10 protein-coding genes, 1 tRNA gene and 1 rRNA gene are annotated in these 16,391 nt (G+C 42.5%); 5 read left to right on the plus strand and 7 right to left on the minus strand.

The features are described 5' to 3' along the window. Positions 1-274: 274 nt before the first annotated feature. The 6 genes from rrf to J4864_RS00890 all read right to left on the minus strand — a co-directional run bounded on the left by rrf (position 275) and on the right by J4864_RS00890 (position 9,585). Positions 275-383: ribosomal RNA gene (gene rrf, locus J4864_RS00865) — 5S ribosomal RNA — on the minus strand. Between the two features lie 21 nt (positions 384-404). Further along, positions 405-2,021 (minus strand): AAA family ATPase, encoded by a 1,617-nt coding sequence (locus J4864_RS00870; RefSeq protein WP_211814269.1) that lies wholly within the window; start codon positions 2,019-2,021, stop codon positions 405-407. 7 nt (positions 2,022-2,028) lie between these two features. Further along, complete coding sequence (locus J4864_RS00875) at positions 2,029-2,667, minus strand: hypothetical protein (RefSeq protein ID WP_211814270.1); 639 nt, start codon at positions 2,665-2,667, stop codon at positions 2,029-2,031. Position 2,668: 1 nt separating this feature from the next. Continuing rightward, the gene (locus J4864_RS00880; RefSeq protein ID WP_211814271.1) at positions 2,669-5,122 is read right to left on the minus strand and encodes a hypothetical protein; all 2,454 of its coding nucleotides are present in this window, start codon (positions 5,120-5,122) and stop codon (positions 2,669-2,671) included. Then, the gene (locus J4864_RS00885) at positions 5,119-9,003 is read right to left on the minus strand and encodes an AAA domain-containing protein (protein WP_211814272.1); all 3,885 of its coding nucleotides are present in this window, start codon (positions 9,001-9,003) and stop codon (positions 5,119-5,121) included. Before J4864_RS00885 ends, J4864_RS00880 begins: the two co-directional genes overlap by 4 nt. A gap of 129 nt (positions 9,004-9,132) precedes the next feature. Beyond that, complete coding sequence (locus J4864_RS00890; protein WP_211814273.1) at positions 9,133-9,585, minus strand: hypothetical protein; 453 nt, start codon at positions 9,583-9,585, stop codon at positions 9,133-9,135. 385 nt (positions 9,586-9,970) lie between these two features. On the opposite strand from J4864_RS00890, the gene J4864_RS00895 reads away from it, so the two are divergent. Continuing rightward, entirely contained in the window at positions 9,971-10,315 is a 345-nt protein-coding gene (locus J4864_RS00895) for an ISAon1 family transposase N-terminal region protein (protein WP_211813571.1), read from the plus strand. Between the two features lies 1 nt (position 10,316). Continuing rightward, on the plus strand, positions 10,317-11,300 hold the full coding sequence (locus J4864_RS00900) for an ISAon1 family transposase (protein ID WP_449579656.1): 984 nt from the start codon (positions 10,317-10,319) through the stop codon (positions 11,298-11,300). A gap of 111 nt (positions 11,301-11,411) precedes the next feature. Here J4864_RS00900 and J4864_RS00905 read toward each other — a convergent pair. Next, positions 11,412-11,485 (minus strand) — tRNA-Met (locus tag J4864_RS00905). Positions 11,486-11,818: 333 nt separating this feature from the next. On the opposite strand from J4864_RS00905, the gene J4864_RS00910 reads away from it, so the two are divergent. From J4864_RS00910 to J4864_RS00920, 3 genes are all read left to right on the plus strand, one after another. Next, positions 11,819-12,211 carry an START-like domain-containing protein gene (locus J4864_RS00910; protein WP_211814274.1) on the plus strand — a complete coding sequence of 131 codons (393 nt, stop codon included), beginning with the start codon at positions 11,819-11,821 and terminating at the stop codon, positions 12,209-12,211. 354 nt (positions 12,212-12,565) lie between these two features. Then, complete coding sequence (locus J4864_RS00915) at positions 12,566-14,488, plus strand: LptF/LptG family permease (protein ID WP_211814275.1); 1,923 nt, start codon at positions 12,566-12,568, stop codon at positions 14,486-14,488. Positions 14,489-14,512: 24 nt separating this feature from the next. After that, positions 14,513-15,718 (plus strand): bifunctional 3,4-dihydroxy-2-butanone-4-phosphate synthase/GTP cyclohydrolase II, encoded by a 1,206-nt coding sequence (locus tag J4864_RS00920; RefSeq protein WP_211814276.1) that lies wholly within the window; start codon positions 14,513-14,515, stop codon positions 15,716-15,718. The last annotated feature ends 673 nt before the right edge of the window (positions 15,719-16,391 follow it).

Raw genomic sequence — 16,391 nt, forward strand, 5'->3', positions numbered from 1 at the left:
TTAAAAGAGCCTTTTACCCCCATGCTCAGGAGGTCCTTATTACAGAAGCATTATTAACCCCACTAAAGCAAGTAGCCAAACAAGGTCAGCAAAACACTTTCCAAGTTGAGTCTAAGACGAATCCCCAAAAGGAGATGACTTTTTCAAATCAGCTCCTTTGTTTTCGGACTGATTTAACTACAAGTCACCATTTACTAGAATAACATTAAAATTATCCATAATGACTTTCTGGATTAAGTTATGCATCACATGTTATCATCCCTGTTCGCTTCCGGGCTGGCACCGACCTACTTTCCCGAATTTGCAGTACCATCGGCATTAACGCATTTCACTTCTCTGTTCGGAATGGTAAGAGGTGGGACAACGTTATCATAAGCACCTAATTATATCTCGATACTCATTCATTACTCTTTTGTAGTATTTAAATCAAATGACCTTTCAAGCGCCAACTCTGGACGAGTGAGAAGGATAGGCATTTCCTTCTTTTCTTCAGCAATCGATTCACTAGAAGCATTTTTAGCTCTCGTAGCCGCCCAATTTCTAAGTGCAGCGATTTGTTCCTTCATTGTTGTTGACAAAGGAACAGTCTTTGCTATGGCATCCATTAGATGCTTACTTAGAAGTTTCGGTTCATCTGGTGCTTCAACGTAGGCCGCAAACATGGCCTCTTTTATGCATTCTTCTATTTCTGCGCCATTAAAACCTTCCGTTTTCTTGCCAAGCATTTCCATTGGGTATTGAGAAGGATCTTGTCCCTTCTTTTTTAAATGTATGGAAAATATATTTTCTCGTTCTTGTTGACTTGGAAGATCTACAAAGAACATCTCATCGAAACGTCCCTTTCGCAACAATTCTGGTGGTAAGAGATTGATGTTATTTGCAGTAGCTACGACAAATACTGGAGATGTTTTCTCTTGCATCCACGTCAATATTGTGGAAAAAATTCTTGATGTTACACCTCCATCAGTTGAACCGCTTGATTGTACACCGCTAAGTCCTTTTTCTATTTCATCAATCCAAAGAACACAAGGTGCTACAGCTTCTGCGGTCGCAATTGCCTTTCGTATGTTGTCCTCACTGCTACCAACCAACCCTTGATAAACCTTGCCAATATCCAACCTCAATAATGGCATATTCCAGAAAGATGCAATACTTTTAGCAGTAAGACTCTTTCCACAACCAGGAACGCCCAACAGCAATAAGCCTTTTGGTTCTTGTAATCCAAAATCACGTGCTTTCTTTTCATATGCTTTTTGTCTTTTGAACAGCCAATCTTTTAGAACTTCCATACCACCAACATCCTTAAGGCTTTCATTCTTAGGAAAATAATCAAGGATGCCAGACTTCTTTATGATTTGTTCTTTTTCTGAAGAAACTGTATATGGTGCATTCTGTCCAAAATCGTCCTTAACAGCAGCAAGACAAAATGCCAAATCTGCTTCCATAGAGGTCATCCCTAAAGCTGCATCTACCATTCTATTACGCATTTCCACCGATAGATTGATCTTACATTGTCTTTCAACAACGCCAAGTGTCTTTTCCATATCTAATCTATTCGGTAATGGAATATTCAATACAGTTACATATTTTTCCAATTCTACAGGCAATTTATAGACAGCAGACAAAATAATGGCGTGAGTATTCGTATGCCTTGCTCTTTCAGCGATAGAACGAATATAGTATTTAACATTTTCCTCTTCTATATAATTGTTGAAATCTTCCAACACAAATACATCCTTACTTGTATCCTTGTCATTTAGAATGTATTTTAACACCTCTTCGGGTTCAACTATTTCTTCATCATCTTTATTAATGACAGGTAGGGGTTTGTCGCTACTAAGGTCTCGTAAACCACTTACACAATTCCAGTTGAATAGACGAACACCCCTTCCTTCCGACTTAAGTATATTTATTATACCTTCTATCTTCTGTTTTGTTCTGTCATATTCAAAACTGGTCAGATACAGGACTGGATAATATGCCTTTAGCATATCTTTAATTTTCGAATATATGGCTTCCATTTTGATATTATTTCTGTTCTATAGATTGTGTGTTTTTTCTACGGGACTTCATCTTTGCTAAATATTTAGCTGGAATATTTGTTTTCTTTGTCATTACCCTTTTGTTACCCAGTAATTGTTCTAGGACATCCATAGCGTCATGAGCTCTTTCATTAACATCGTTCGGTAGATAGTCGGAGTCAGTAACAATCGTCCCATCTTTTAAAATAACAAACTTTATCTGCGCAACAGGTTCGTCCTCGTTTTTGTCTTTTGAACGACCTACCATAAAAAAGCTATAAACTTCTTCTGTTGTTGGAGAGAATCGATCATTTGCTTTATAGGTAAAGCCTTTTTTCTTAAATTCTTGAACCAATGAGTTTTTTGCATATGCAGCATTCAAAGCATAGAATTGGTTTTGTAATTCTTCTACTTTTTGTGCTGCATTTGGTATATAATAAGTGTTATATGTTACTTTATTTGTTGTGAGATTAAGTTTAAGGGCAAATTCACCATACAGTTTTGTGCCTTGGTTTGTATCTGTTACAAGTAGCTCATTTCCTCTAACAGAATACGACCATCCCAAGGTGTCACACGCAGATTTAAGAACATCTACGTGCATCACCTGAGGATTTCGTACAAATCTTGAAGATTCGAATCGTGACATACTACTCAATTTTATATTTTGTGGCAATCTCAATTATCTCAACAGAAAAAAGGAAGGTGCGACTACCATTCCATCGAGTAACTCGATTGTTATGACTATTGATAAACATCATTAATTCATCATTCACCTCAAATTTCTCATATTGGAACTGAATACCCTCAACATCGAAAATAATCCGTTTTTGGTCTCCATTATTATATATAATACTGAGATTGTCGAAGTCTTCACATTTCTTTACGATTCTTCGAAGTGAATTATGAACATCAGCAAGTCTCATTTTCTTTTCGATACCGACCTTTATTGCGGAAGCTAAAACATTTGTACCAGCCAAAACCTTAAACAATTTGTCAATGTTTTCAAGGCCAATATTAGTTGGAGAACACATCTTTTTAGCTTTAGCCACAGAATCGATTGTTATTCGGGTTCCATGTTGGCTTCCGTCCATTGCTTCAGATACCATTGTTTTAACTTCTAAAATTGATGCACTTTCAGTGTCTAGATTTTCCATGGTGGAATTTTGTGGCTGCCTTGGAGCAAATGGCTGTCTTGCAGTTTTAGGCGAGACTTTGCCAGGAAATATTTTCTTATCTGGTACAACGTCTAAATGATTGAGACAACTTTCAAGCAGCTCAATTATAGAAGGATCATCTATTGAATTAGAAGACAAATCCTTGGATATACTTTCCAATGATGATTTGTACCTCTTTTTATCCTTCATGTTTAGCCCTCCCATATTTGATGCGACAACTAACTCTTGTTCAATCTTTGTTAGTTTCTTATGCAGTTCCGCTTTAAGGCATCCCAAAACTTTTTCTTCAAGTAAATCTTCAATCGGGCTGAACAACTTATGAACCTTAGGATTGTCAACATTCAAGAAATAATCTAAGCGTTCATTCTTGTAATTTGCTAAGGATGTAACTTCCAGACTTTCGATTTTCTTCTGTATCCTCGATGCGTAAATTTCTGCAAATTCCAATTGAAAATCTACATACTTATTCTTTGCAACGGTATGATGCGCTAATGTCATCTCTTCTCTTCGTATATGTTTTTGTTCCTCTGATACTGAGAACGATAACACATTGAAACTTCCTGAAAAAAGGACTTTCTGGTCACCTTTAACTTCAATGACATTTTTAAGATGAAACTCTGGGAGTTGAACATAGAAAAAATTAGGATATTGTTCATCCAACAATTTTATTCCAGGTTCAACCTCTTCATCTATCATTGGTTTTCCATCGTTATTAGATGCAGGTTCAGAATAAGCAATGAAAACTCTCTTGTTTTCGTCCTTGAGGAAATTTTCTATAAGTGGACCGCGATCGTGCATAAATGCACCCTTTCGAATCCAAGGGCTAATGAGCCATATTTCATCTGGATCATCCTCATTGAAAATCTTTTGAAGTTCAAGCTCAAAAGATAAAGAATCGTATAGTGCTTTTTTATGAAGTCTCTCCTTATCTGTATTTGCTGATCGAGAGGACTCTGCTTTTGTATCTGACAAAGGTGCATTTTGAGCATTCTCTTCTTCAAGTAATAGTTGCTTTTCTGCCTCCTTTATGTCTTCAGAAATTTCTGATTTGGCAGTCTCTATTGCATCTCCTTCGAGTACTATGGTCTCCTCGTCAATTTCACACTCAAACCTAATACAGTTTTCAAGAAGTTCCGACAACAATTCTGGGTTGGAATTTATCTGCTCCGACATTACATGATTTAATGTATTTGAATTTTCGTCGAAAACAAATGCACGAACCTCTTCCGATGAAGCAATACTTTGTACAAAGCACACATATACCTTATAACTTGCCTCATGTCCTTCACTCCATATTGCACTTTCTAAAAGATAACGATTCTGTGGAAAATGCACATCTTGTGCTTGACATTCTGCATACTGCTTAATCTGCTCTAAAGAAAGATTTAGATTGTCACAAGGCGTGTTAATCTCGTTAATTTTTGAGAGATTGTCGCCTATACAATTTTTTATATTCAACCAAGACAAGTGGGACTTATCAACGTATATATCAAACGATTTTGTATAGGTATCAGGACGTTCACCTTTGCTTGCGTATGTGCGACCGGCATCAGTAAGAGCCATACATGAATCATCACCTTCAATAGCATTGAAGCCTCGAAGTGTATCAATCGCTGTCCGCAATATTGACTGTTCTGCTTTGTCGTTTACTACGTCCAAACCCAAAATCAAACCTATTTTTTTAAATGACGATGTTCCATCTACAAGAAGTATGCCGACAATACCCTTTTCAAGCGATGTTATCTTTGCAGGTCTTTGAGTTTTACCTGCATAAGTAGCTTTGATAAAGTTAATGTCATAAGAAATATATCCAAAGATTCTTTCAGAAATTTTCTTTTCTTCGAATACTGCCTTGGCTATACGAGTACCAATAGGTTCCTGTGCCTTTTGGGTCGCTGTATTTTTATGTTTTTTTATCTTGCTCATCTTACTGCATCTTTAAGTTGTTCAAAACTAACAGTTTCCATATTTGCAATGGAAGCAGCATAATTACTATTACTCTCAAATTGACGTTTGTTGCCAACGACAATAAGAAGACGCCTGGCACGAGAGAAAGCGACATTAATACGTTCGATTTCTTTTGCAAAACCAATATTGTTCTTAGGGTTGCTTCGAACAGTTGAAACAATAATAATGTTGCGCTCCATGCCTTGGAATCTGTCAACTACATCCATTCTATAGTTCTTTCCCTTGTACTTCTTTCGGATTTCCCGACTTTGAGCACTATAGAATGTAATGATGCCAATTTCTTTGTCTTCTGGTTTTTGCTGTGCATTCACAAACTCAGAATATCCATCAGCCTGTAGGAGAGCCTGAAGAACTAAATCTATGGCTTTAAGTTCACCTTCGTTTTTGTAACCAGGGCTTAAGTATGTTTCTGGGGTATGAACATCTATCCATACTGCATGAGTGCTGGGTTGAATTATAGGATTTAATGTTATACCATGCCATCTACTTCCCTTATTTGCCAAATCTGGAATGTCCATAGTTTCGGTTATTCCACACTTTAATCCACCAGTCGCGGCAAGTTCATCTTGATAGAATTGTTTAATTGTATTCATGATCTGTTCATGCATACGATATTGTGTATCAAGTGTGGCAACGATTGTCTTTCTAACTTTTGCAGCAGCTTCAAACAAACGTTTGAATTGAGATTCAGCCTTTTGTAATTTCGCAGCAATTTCTTTTTTGCCAATCTTTTCTAGAGCGCTATCAATTGTATTTTCATCCATCATTGGAGGCAACTGCTTATGGTCACCAATGACGATAATTTTTTTGCCCAAGACAAGTGGTACTGCCATTTCTAATGGTGTGGCTTTACTGGCTTCATCCATAATTACCACATCAAAAAACATGTCAGAACGTTCGTTACCTCCAAACATGTCAGAATATGACTCCATAAAATCACGAGAACCACAAATACTACATGTTGCAGCCACGAGATTTACATTAGTTCTGTATAAACGGCTAAACTCAGTCCTGGAATGTTTATCCTTGGCTTCGAGTTCGTTCTTCCAAGAGCTGATCGCAGACAAATATTTGGGGTCATTAGATATTTTATTTGCAATTCTATCAATCCAAATACGAGTTGCATTATCTTCTCCATTCTCAGAGTCTTGCGCCCAACTATCCATTACTGGCAAAGAGAATCTTCTTCCTTCCGGTTCCAATTTGTCAGGTTTACCTATACGAACAGGTCGAATACCAGATTGACTTTGCAGTCTTTCAAGAGCATTGTCAACTGCAAGATTTGTCTGTGATGTTAATAAGATTCTGCAATCAGGATTCTTGCGGATTTCTTGCCATATTATCTCGGCAATAACAGTTGTTTTACCAGTACCAGGAGGACCTTGTATAAGTGCTAAATCTTTAGCAAGAACAGATTTTGTGACAGCCTCCAATTGCTTTTCGTTCAGATTCCCGATCTTGTGAGTACGAATGTCTTCCATTGCTGTATTAATGTCAACAACGGTTTCTCCTGCATACTTTGGGTCAAATATGAAATTTGGAAGGTTCGGATTTATAGGCCTATGGTTGTATTTGCTTTCTGGCTTTAAAATACGACTCATAGCCTTGCTTTGGCGCATTAATTCCATGGTTTCACCCATGGCAGGGAATTGTATATAGTCACCTGCAACAATTTTCAGTTCTTTTGACGATAATAATTCTAAAACGTCATTATTGGGTTCTATGATGGTATAGTCTCTTGTTCTTCGTACGCAATTACCAATATTTAGGCTGTCTTTTTGAAGATACTGACGACGACGATGACGTATAATGCTTTCCTTTGAGTACTGACTATGCGCTAACTCTTCTTCATCGACCTCGCTTAACTTATCATATTTTGAACCATTAATATAATTGACGTTTTCATTTCTAAAGTCAGATTGAAGCTTGCGATCTAATTCCTGCAATAAAGAAAGGTCCTCCGAAAGCGTCCATTGTGTAACACCCTTATTATTGTTGTCATCATAAAGAAGCTTTATTCCATGAATAGAGGCAAGTGCCCCTTCTATTATAGTCTCAATATTATCTCTTTCCTCAATGTCCACAAAATTGAAAGCAAAATTCAACTCTTTAGCATCTTTGCTGAGTCTGTTTGTTGTGAAATTGCCACGTTTGTCAGCAAGTGCCACATTGACCTTTTCAAATACGCTTCTACGATATTCTTCATTCTCGCAAAGGAATTCTATGCGTGCTGTTGGTTCATACTCAGGAGCTTCTGCACATATAGAGTCATCAAACTGTGAGAAAATTTCTTCTTTAAGAGTTGTATAATCCTCTTGAGATTTTGGGTAGAAAACGACACACGATCTTGGCACATCTACTTGCAGTGAAGATTTGCCATAATTCTGGAGCTTCAAATCTGCAAGAACAGACTTTTCAATCTGGGGCGCAAAAGCGTAGTGGAATGTACTACTAATATATTGGTCGGAATAATTTTTTCTAACCATATTAAAATAACGGCCAACTCGTGGCAGTTCGCTAGGATCATTTACAATCCAAGTGTAGGTATTTCCTTTTATGTTAGCACCTTCAATCTCAATCCTCGTATCTATTTGTTTAGGTGAAACAGATACCATACAACTTGCAAAACGAAGTTTTTGGAATATGGAAAGTTCTGTACTAAGAGGACGCTTAGACGTTATTACATAATGTTTCCCATGTGGTATAACCTGGGTGTCATTAGGAAGGGCCTTAATATAGTTGTTTATATCAATAGATTCAGCAGAAGGCAATAAAGCCATGACCAATTTGGTCGTACAAACAACCTCCGCTATACCTTTGTGATGAGTATCTACAATTTTCTGAAGGAATACAATATCCTTATCAGAGGTTAAAAGAAACTCTCCCGACTCATTCTTCTTTAAATCTACTCCGAACTCAGTCAATTCCGAATCAATGGAAGAGGTTATGGCTGCTAATTCTTCTGAATCTGATATGATTGCAATTTTCCCGCTTACCGTATTGGTGGGTTCTGAATCAGCCTGATAGCAATAGTCTCTTCCAATTGCCTTAATACTTTCTATAGTATCTTCGGGAATGGATTGGTAACTATCAAATGATATAAGGCATTCTCCATCATCGATGGAAACATTCGCTTCCATCTCGCATTTCCCTTTTATTTCTTCAGTAATAGCATTATTTAAATTCTGAGCATAGCTATTCATATCAAAATCCAATTTAAGCAACCCCCCTTTTTGTTTGCTAATGTTTTGAATCTTGATTAAATCTCGTTTGTTCTCTAATAGAGTATTTAGGCCGTCAAGATAAGCCTGCCACATTTCCTTGTCCTCCTCTATTTGAATCTCAATAGGGGGTATCGGAAGCGAGAAACAATCCTTCATGAATTGGGTAATCTCTTGAACATGACCAATCCAATAAGGACCAGCTCCGTTTATCAATTTGAATGAATCCTCATATAAATCAACAAAACGGACTTCACATTTTCTAACTATAAATTGGTCTTTTTCTTCAGGCAAAACCATATTCTTGACTGTGAAATGAGGGGCGCGTAAAGTGCATTCATCCCTTGCCAATTGTGCAGTCATGCAAAAAGGAAGTTCGTCGAACTTTATTGCGAGTTCTTCATATACCTTATTTCGTCCCTTTTGACGACGGTGAATAAGGTAGCACGTGTGGGTACCCGACAATTGTGCAACAGTATCTTCAAAAGAAATCGTCGCATCTTTGTCATAAAATTTAGCATCGTCACTTGTATATCTTACGAACAAAGGAAGAGCTTCACAATCTTCAACGTTGCTGTAGATATTGGACTCTGATTGTCTAATTTCTAATTCTGCCATAGCGAATTAATAATTTGATATTTAATTTATTGGCTCCATAACGAATCGTATTGGATAAAGATGGATTACTCACACAATTCGTTATAGAGCCATTTTATTCTTAAAGGTAATCAAGATGTAAATACATACTTACTTTAAATATACAATGCTAACATTTCTGTCGTATATATTAAGTTGAATTCTTCTAATTTCCGCATCTTCTATTAAGAGTACAATACCATAATTATCGAATGATGCATCTGTCAAGGGTACACCTAGTGCCAAAGCGTCTTCGTCATATCCATATCCACGCAGCTCAACAATATTCTCACTCGTTGAAATTATTCGCATTCGCTTGGGTGCCATTTGGATGTTGTCTTTCCATAATGGGTGAATTCCATCGAGATTATATATTGTAACTGTATAACCCTCACCGCCTTCTATGTTCTTTTCAATAATAAAGCGTCTGTTGCAGCCAAGGTTGTGACCTGAAGCATCCTTCCCGCTTTGGAAACGAATGTGGTCAGAGGAGTCAAAAGGAATATATCCGACTGGTGGATAATTGTCCCCTTCTATGAGATAGTCAACAAAATGATTCTCCATAATTCTATCTGATAATAGATTTCTCAAATTGCGATTTGTTAAAACCTGTCACAAAGTTATAAAAATAATAGCAGATTATTATAAAGAGCGTGATATTTTTATGAGCAAAACTATGCTTGACACAAAAAATGGGGTACTTATATCTTTCTTTTTATGTTATTCCACCTGAGCATTAACCTCGAAGCCATGTATCAATAGGCATTGCTTATTTACATACGATTCTGTTTTATACTCTATGGCATTGCCCACCATTTTGCAAATAAGCGATTTAAAGTAGGATATCATAGCCTTTTCAAAAGCCATTTGTTTGGGTCAGTCCTAAAACCCAGTTGCAAGCCTATACTCTTAAGCACATAATTCCATAAGTATTTATTACCTTTGCATCATGAAGAGTGACCAACTATTACGTTGCATCTTTCCAGATGTACTTGCCGACTACTTTGATGTTGTCGATATTCAAGAGAGTGTTTCCCAGTTTGACTTTTGGCTTGACGAGCGTAACTTTATGGAAAAGTCAGACCATAAGCTAGGCACTGTAAGCAGTTATGGTTTTACCAGCGAGCGTGTAATTCAGGACTTTCCTCTTCGTGGCAAAGCCGTCTACCTCCATGTTCGCCGTCGCAAGTGGCGTGACAGTTCCAACGGAGAGATATTTACTTATTCATATGATGACTTGACGGCCGAGGGCAGTAAACTATCCCCCGAGTTCGTTTCTTTTTTAAAAGAATAGAATTGAGTCCACTGCAGAGAGCATCGCAAGCATCGGTGCGCACTATGGCGTAAATGGCAAGCAGTTATCCACACAGTACAAGGAACATTTCAGTGATTATCGTAGCTGGGACCAGTTGGGGCATGCTCAAGACTGGCTATTGTTTGAAGATAACATAGGTGAGAACCTAAGTATTGATGAGACCTGTCTAAGCAGTGGCGAGGTTTATACTTTTCTGACCAACAAGGCGGGAAAGGGCAGAAAAGGGACTTTGGTAGCTGTGGTTAAAGGGACCAAGGCAGAGGACGTCATCCAGGTTCTCAAGACGATAAACCTTTCTAAACGAAAGACAGTCAAGGAGATAACACTCGATTTATCATCTTCTATGATGCGCATAGCCCGCTCTGTTTTTCCAAAAGCACTTATTACCAATGACAGATTTCATGTGCAGAAACTATATTATGATGCTCTGGATGACATGCGTATTGCTTACCGATGGATGGCAAGAGATAAAGAGAATGAGGAGATAAAAGAAGCTAAAAGTAAGGGTAAGGAATATATACCATTTAGATACAGCAATGGTGACACGCGCAAGCAGTTGCTCGCCAGAGCAAAGTTCATATTGACCAAGCACAAGACCAAGTGGACTGAAACACAGAAAGGTAGGGCGGAAATCATCTTTGAACATTATCCGACACTGAAAAAGGCATATGATTTGGCTATGAAACTTACCGACATTTATAACATCAAGAGCATCAAGGATGCTGCAAGGCTGAAGCTGGCAAAATGGTTTAATGAGGTTGAAGAGCTGGGAGTGGACAATTTCTACACAGTGATTGACACGTTTGAAAATCATTATCAAACCATACTCAATTTCTTTGTAAACAGAGCTACGAATGCAAATGCCGAGTCATTCAATGCTAAGGTTAAGGCATTCAGGGCACAGTTCAGAGGAGTTACAGATATTCCTTTCTTTTTATATAGGCTTATGAAATTGTGTGCTTAAGAGTATAGGCTTGCAACTGGGTTTTAGGACTGACCCATTTGTTTTCCCAATGTTTTCCCAGATAAAAGAAAAAGGAGTTACGAAAACTTCGTAACTCCTTGATTCTCAACGTAGCGGGGGTGGGACCCGAACCCACGACCTCCGGATTATGAATCCGACGCTCTAACCAGCTGAGCTATCCCGCCATCCATGGTGCTTTCGTTCTCGAAAGCGGGTGCAAAGGTATGGAAAAAAAGTTAAGTCTGCAAATTTTGAATCACTTTTTTAGCGGATATACAGGAAAAAGTTTTATATTTGCAGGCGGCTGCTGTCTGCGGGGCTGGTTTCTGTCTTTCCGTAGAGCCGGATGAGCGGCTGCATGGCGGGCTGTATGGGGAATGTTCCGTTCCGCCGGCAGGAGGGGGGCGGTGGCTGTCCTGCAAGGCCGGGACAGGTAGCGGGATGCCGGCAGGTTGGAGCGGACGGCCGGGGGAGAAGAGTTATAAAAATAATGAAAGAAAATGCAGAACATTTGAATAATGAGCAGGAAAATAGAGCTGGAATATGAGCTGAAGACCCGTTCGGGCAGTGCCGTGTGGACATTGATCAGTACGCCGGTCGGGTTGAAGAAATGGCTGGCCGACGATGTCTTCTTTGAGGAGAATGTAGCCACGTTCGTGTGGGGAGACCCGCTCCGCGAACATGAAACACATACGGCAATTGTGATGGAGATGGTGAAGAACAGTCATATACGACTGTGTTGGGATGATTCGGACGACGATTCCTATTGGGAAATAAGGATGTTCCACAGTGAGATCGCCGGCAACTATCATCTCGGTATCACCGATTTCGCCGAGGACGGAGAGGCGGAAGATCTTGTCCGGATATGGAATCAGAACATAGACCGGCTGCACCGGATTACGGGAGTTTGAGGTTTGAGGTTTGAGATTTGAGGTTTCTGCAGGTCTGCTTTTTCTGTTTAAAGGCTGGAACGCTCTGCTTTTCTTTTCACGGCCTTGAGGGTTGCAGTCCGGTTTCATCAGCCCCTTCCGGAACATTGCCGGACAGGTCGCAGGGTGGCAGGCGGAGAATAAAAAAACTAAAAAAGACCATTACTCTGATATTTTTATGTACTTTTGCAGAAAGTAAGCTGCGTTCGGCAGAACGAAAGCTATCTTTCTCCTGCACACGTTTGCCTTCCCTTTGCAGGAAGTGGGGCTGCACACGTTTGCAGCCAGTCTGTCTGTGTGCAAGGAAAAGGTGAGTAGTCAATTCTACATCGTCTCATGTTTCGGATCAGAAAATTAGATATATTCATAGCCAGGCAGTTTGGCATGCTCTTCGCCGGGACCTTCTTCATCAGCCTGTTCGTGCTGATGATGCAGTTCCTTTGGCGGTATGTCGACGACCTGATCGGCAAGGGACTGTCCGTGGATGTTCTCGGGCAGTTCTTCTGGTACATGAGTCTGATGATGGTACCTCAGGCGCTACCGCTGGCCATACTCCTTTCTTCCCTTATATCCTACGGCAACCTCGGCGAGAGCTCCGAGCTGACGGCCATCAAGTCGGCAGGCATCTCACTGATCCAGTCGTTCCGCGGCCTGATCGTCATCAGTGTCCTCATCGCCTGCGGTTCGTTCTATTTCCAGAACAACGTCGGGCCGAGCGCGCAGAAGCACATCGCCCAGCTGCTCATCTCCATGAAGCAGAAAAGTCCGGAGCTGGAGATACCCGAAGGGATCTTCTATGACGGCATTCCCAATACCAACCTTTATGTAGAGAAGAAAGACCTGAAGACGGGACACCTTTATAATATAATGGTGTATCGGATGACCGACAGCTATGAGGACCAGGCCATCATCCTGGCCGATTCGGGCATGCTTCAGTCGACGGCGGAGAAGAAGCACCTCGTGCTGAACCTGTGGAGCGGAGAGTGGTTCGAGAACATGCGCTCGCAGGAGATGGGCAACAGTGCCAGCGTCCCTTATCGCCGGGAGACATTCGCCCATAAGCACATCGTGCTCGACTTTGACGGCGACTTCAATCTCACTGACATGGCGGGGATCTCGAATGATGCCCGCACGAAGAGCATTACCCGTATACAACACGACAAGGATTCCCTGATTCATGTCTATGACAGTGTAGGGAAGGCGTATTATAAGGATGCGCAGGCGATTTACTATCCGTCGCCGAAGCTCACTCCTTCTGATGAGCGGAAGGCGGTCCGGATGGCCGCCGGAAAGGGTTTTGAGGTCGATTCGATGTTCAGCAGACTGCCTGCCGACCAGCGCCGGCAGGTCGTCGACCAGGCCTTGTCTACCGTCCAGCAGGAGGTAGGCGATCTGGAATTCAAGAGTCTGGTGACCGGCGACGGCGACAAACTGATCCGTCTGCACGACATCGAGACCATCAACAAGTTCACGCTGTCGCTGATCTGCATCATCTTCTTTTTCATCGGCGCACCGCTCGGTGCCATTATCCGCAAGGGCGGACTGGGCATCCCGATCATCGTCAGCGTCATCGTGTTCATCATCTTCTACATCCTCGACAACACCGGCTACCGTATGTCCCGGCAGGGCGACTGGGCGATCTGGTTCGGCAAAGGACTGTCGATGGCGGTGCTCATCCCGATGGCGGTGTTCTTCACCTACAAGGCAAACAACGACTCGGCGGTGTTCAATGCCGATCTGTACATGAACCTGCTGCGGAGGATGTTCGGCCTGCGCATCAAACGGAGCATAGCCAGCAAAGAAGTGATACTGAACGATCCGGAGTACGGCAGGGATGCGGAACGGCTCCGGCATCTGAATGTGCAGGTCACCGAATATGCGAAGTCGCGCAACCTGACATCGCCGCCGAATGTGATCAAGGTGTTTTTCCGTTATCATGCCGACCATGTCATCGAGGGCATCAGCGACGAGCTTGAGACCGTCATCGAAGATCTGGGCAACACGCGCGACAAGGTCATCATGACCGAGCTGAACCGTTACCCGGTACTGGCCGTGAAGGCGCATACGAGGCCTTTCGACCGCCGGTGGCTGAACATCCTTGCAGCCCTCATCCTGCCGGCAGGCATCTTCTTCTACTTCCGTATGTGGCGCTTCCGCCTGCGGCTCTACCGTGACCTCCGTACCATCGTCAGCTGCAATGACGTGGTGATTGCGGAGATAGAGTGGATGGAGAAGAGGGCTTCCGGCGGAAGAACCTGAAACACTCATAATCAGTAACAATATATGGAAGACTTTAAACTCGACAGCATCGAAGATGCTTTGAACGATTTCCGGGAGGGGAAGTTCGTCATTGTGGTAGACGACGAGGACCGCGAGAACGAGGGCGACCTCATCATGGCGGCGGAGAAGATCACGCCGGAGAAGGTGAACTTCATGCTGAAGAACGCCCGCGGCGTGCTTTGCGTGCCGATTACGCTCTCTCGCGCCGACGAGCTGGATCTGCCCCATCAGGTGTCGGACAATACGTCCATGCTCGGTACGCCGTTCACGGTTACGGTAGACAAGCTGGAAGGCTGCACGACAGGCGTCTCCGCCCACGACCGTGCCGAGACCATCAGGGCACTGGCCGATCCGGACTCTACTCCCCAGACCTTCGGCCGGCCGGGGCACATCAATCCGCTCTATGCGCAGGACAACGGCGTGCTGCGCCGCTCGGGGCATACCGAGGCGGCCGTCGACCTCTGCAAGCTGTCCGGCTGCTTCCCGGCCGGCGTGCTCATGGAAATCATGAACGAGGACGGCACCATGGCACGTATGCCGGATCTGCAGAAGCGTGCGAAGGAATGGGGCATGAAGATCATCAGCATCAAGGACATCATTGCCTACCGTCTGAAGAAGGAGTCGAGCATCGAGGTGGGCGACGAGGTGGAGCTGCCCACGCAGTACGGCACTTTCCATCTGATTCCGTTCCGGCAGGCGAACGGTCTGGAGCACATGGCCCTCATCAAGGGTACGTGGAAGGAAGACGAGCCGGTGCTCGTGCGTGTACACTCTTCCTGTGCGACAGGCGACATTCTCGGCAGCCGGCGATGCGACTGCGGCGAGCAGCTCCACAAGGCCATGCAGATGATCGAGAAGGAAGGGAAGGGCATTCTTATCTATATGCAGCAGGAAGGCCGCGGCATCGGTCTGATGAACAAGATTGCGGCTTACAAACTGCAGGACGAGGGGCTCGACACTGTTGAGGCAAACATCCATCTCGGCTTCCGCCCCGACGAGCGCGACTACGGCTGCGGTGCACAGATGCTGCGCCACCTCGGTGTACACAAGATGCGGCTGATGACCAACAATCCCACCAAGCGGGTCGGTCTGGAAGCCTACGGTCTGGAAATCACGGAGAATGTGCCCATTGAGATTGCCCCCAATAAGTTCGATTACCGTTATCTGAGGACAAAGCGCGACCGTATGGGACACGACCTGCATCTGTAAACCTCTCCGCCTTGGGGAGGGTGCATCAGGAGACAGACGCGCAGGCTGATGTCCTGAGCTGTAAGCGATGCTTCCATGGAAGCTGAGGAAAAGACCATTTCTTTACTCGATGGCGAGTACTGAACTGGTCTTTTCTTTTGCTGTCGGCATGGATGTGGATGAGATTTCTCAGCAGTTCCTGTTTCCGTACAGGCCGGTTATACACCGCTTGCGTATGTCCTGTTGGGCAGGAAGGAGGCGGTATTCCCACTTCCAGCTCATGTACCGGTTTTAATCTTATTTCCATGCAGGATTTTAGTTGTAATCGGGATGACACGAAATTCTATAATCAATATGGTCTTACGTCAGATGAGATTATATTTATAGAACAGACCATCAGGCCAATGAATTAATATCTTCTTATGCTTCGATTATATTCTAAAGTATCCAACCGCTTCAAACACAGGATTTTATCATTTCTCTTTGCCTATTGTCCCCATATCCATTGAGTTTTAATATATGACTAATAAAAGTGGGTCTTCCGGAATTTGGAGTGATGGTATTATACTTTTCAGGCTTCCTGTTGATAAAGGAGTACCTCAATTCCGTAGCGTTTTTCCTTGTGAGGCGGTTTTACATGTTGAGATGTCTTTTTGGGGCTCTGTATGCTGATATGAGGATTTTCGGGGCTTCT

Source organism: Prevotella multiformis (assembly GCF_018127985.1).
In the GTDB taxonomy this organism is placed as follows: domain Bacteria; phylum Bacteroidota; class Bacteroidia; order Bacteroidales; family Bacteroidaceae; genus Prevotella; species Prevotella multiformis.

What these genes read in the sequence shown, in the direction of transcription:
- J4864_RS00910 (WP_211814274.1), top strand. Translation starts at nt 11,819, where the DNA reads ATGAGCAGGAAAATAGAGCTGGAATATGAGCTGAAGACCCGTTCGGGC.
- J4864_RS00880 (WP_211814271.1), bottom strand. Translation starts at nt 5,122, where the DNA reads ATGAGCAAGATAAAAAAACATAAAAATACAGCGACCCAAAAGGCACAG.
- J4864_RS00875 (WP_211814270.1), bottom strand. Translation starts at nt 2,667, where the DNA reads ATGTCACGATTCGAATCTTCAAGATTTGTACGAAATCCTCAGGTGATG.
- J4864_RS00915 (WP_211814275.1), top strand. Translation starts at nt 12,566, where the DNA reads ATGTTTCGGATCAGAAAATTAGATATATTCATAGCCAGGCAGTTTGGC.
- J4864_RS00920 (WP_211814276.1), top strand. Translation starts at nt 14,513, where the DNA reads ATGGAAGACTTTAAACTCGACAGCATCGAAGATGCTTTGAACGATTTC.
- J4864_RS00895 (WP_211813571.1), top strand. Translation starts at nt 9,971, where the DNA reads ATGAAGAGTGACCAACTATTACGTTGCATCTTTCCAGATGTACTTGCC.
- J4864_RS00870 (WP_211814269.1), bottom strand. Translation starts at nt 2,021, where the DNA reads ATGGAAGCCATATATTCGAAAATTAAAGATATGCTAAAGGCATATTAT.
- J4864_RS00890 (WP_211814273.1), bottom strand. Translation starts at nt 9,585, where the DNA reads ATGGAGAATCATTTTGTTGACTATCTCATAGAAGGGGACAATTATCCA.
- J4864_RS00885 (WP_211814272.1), bottom strand. Translation starts at nt 9,003, where the DNA reads ATGGCAGAATTAGAAATTAGACAATCAGAGTCCAATATCTACAGCAAC.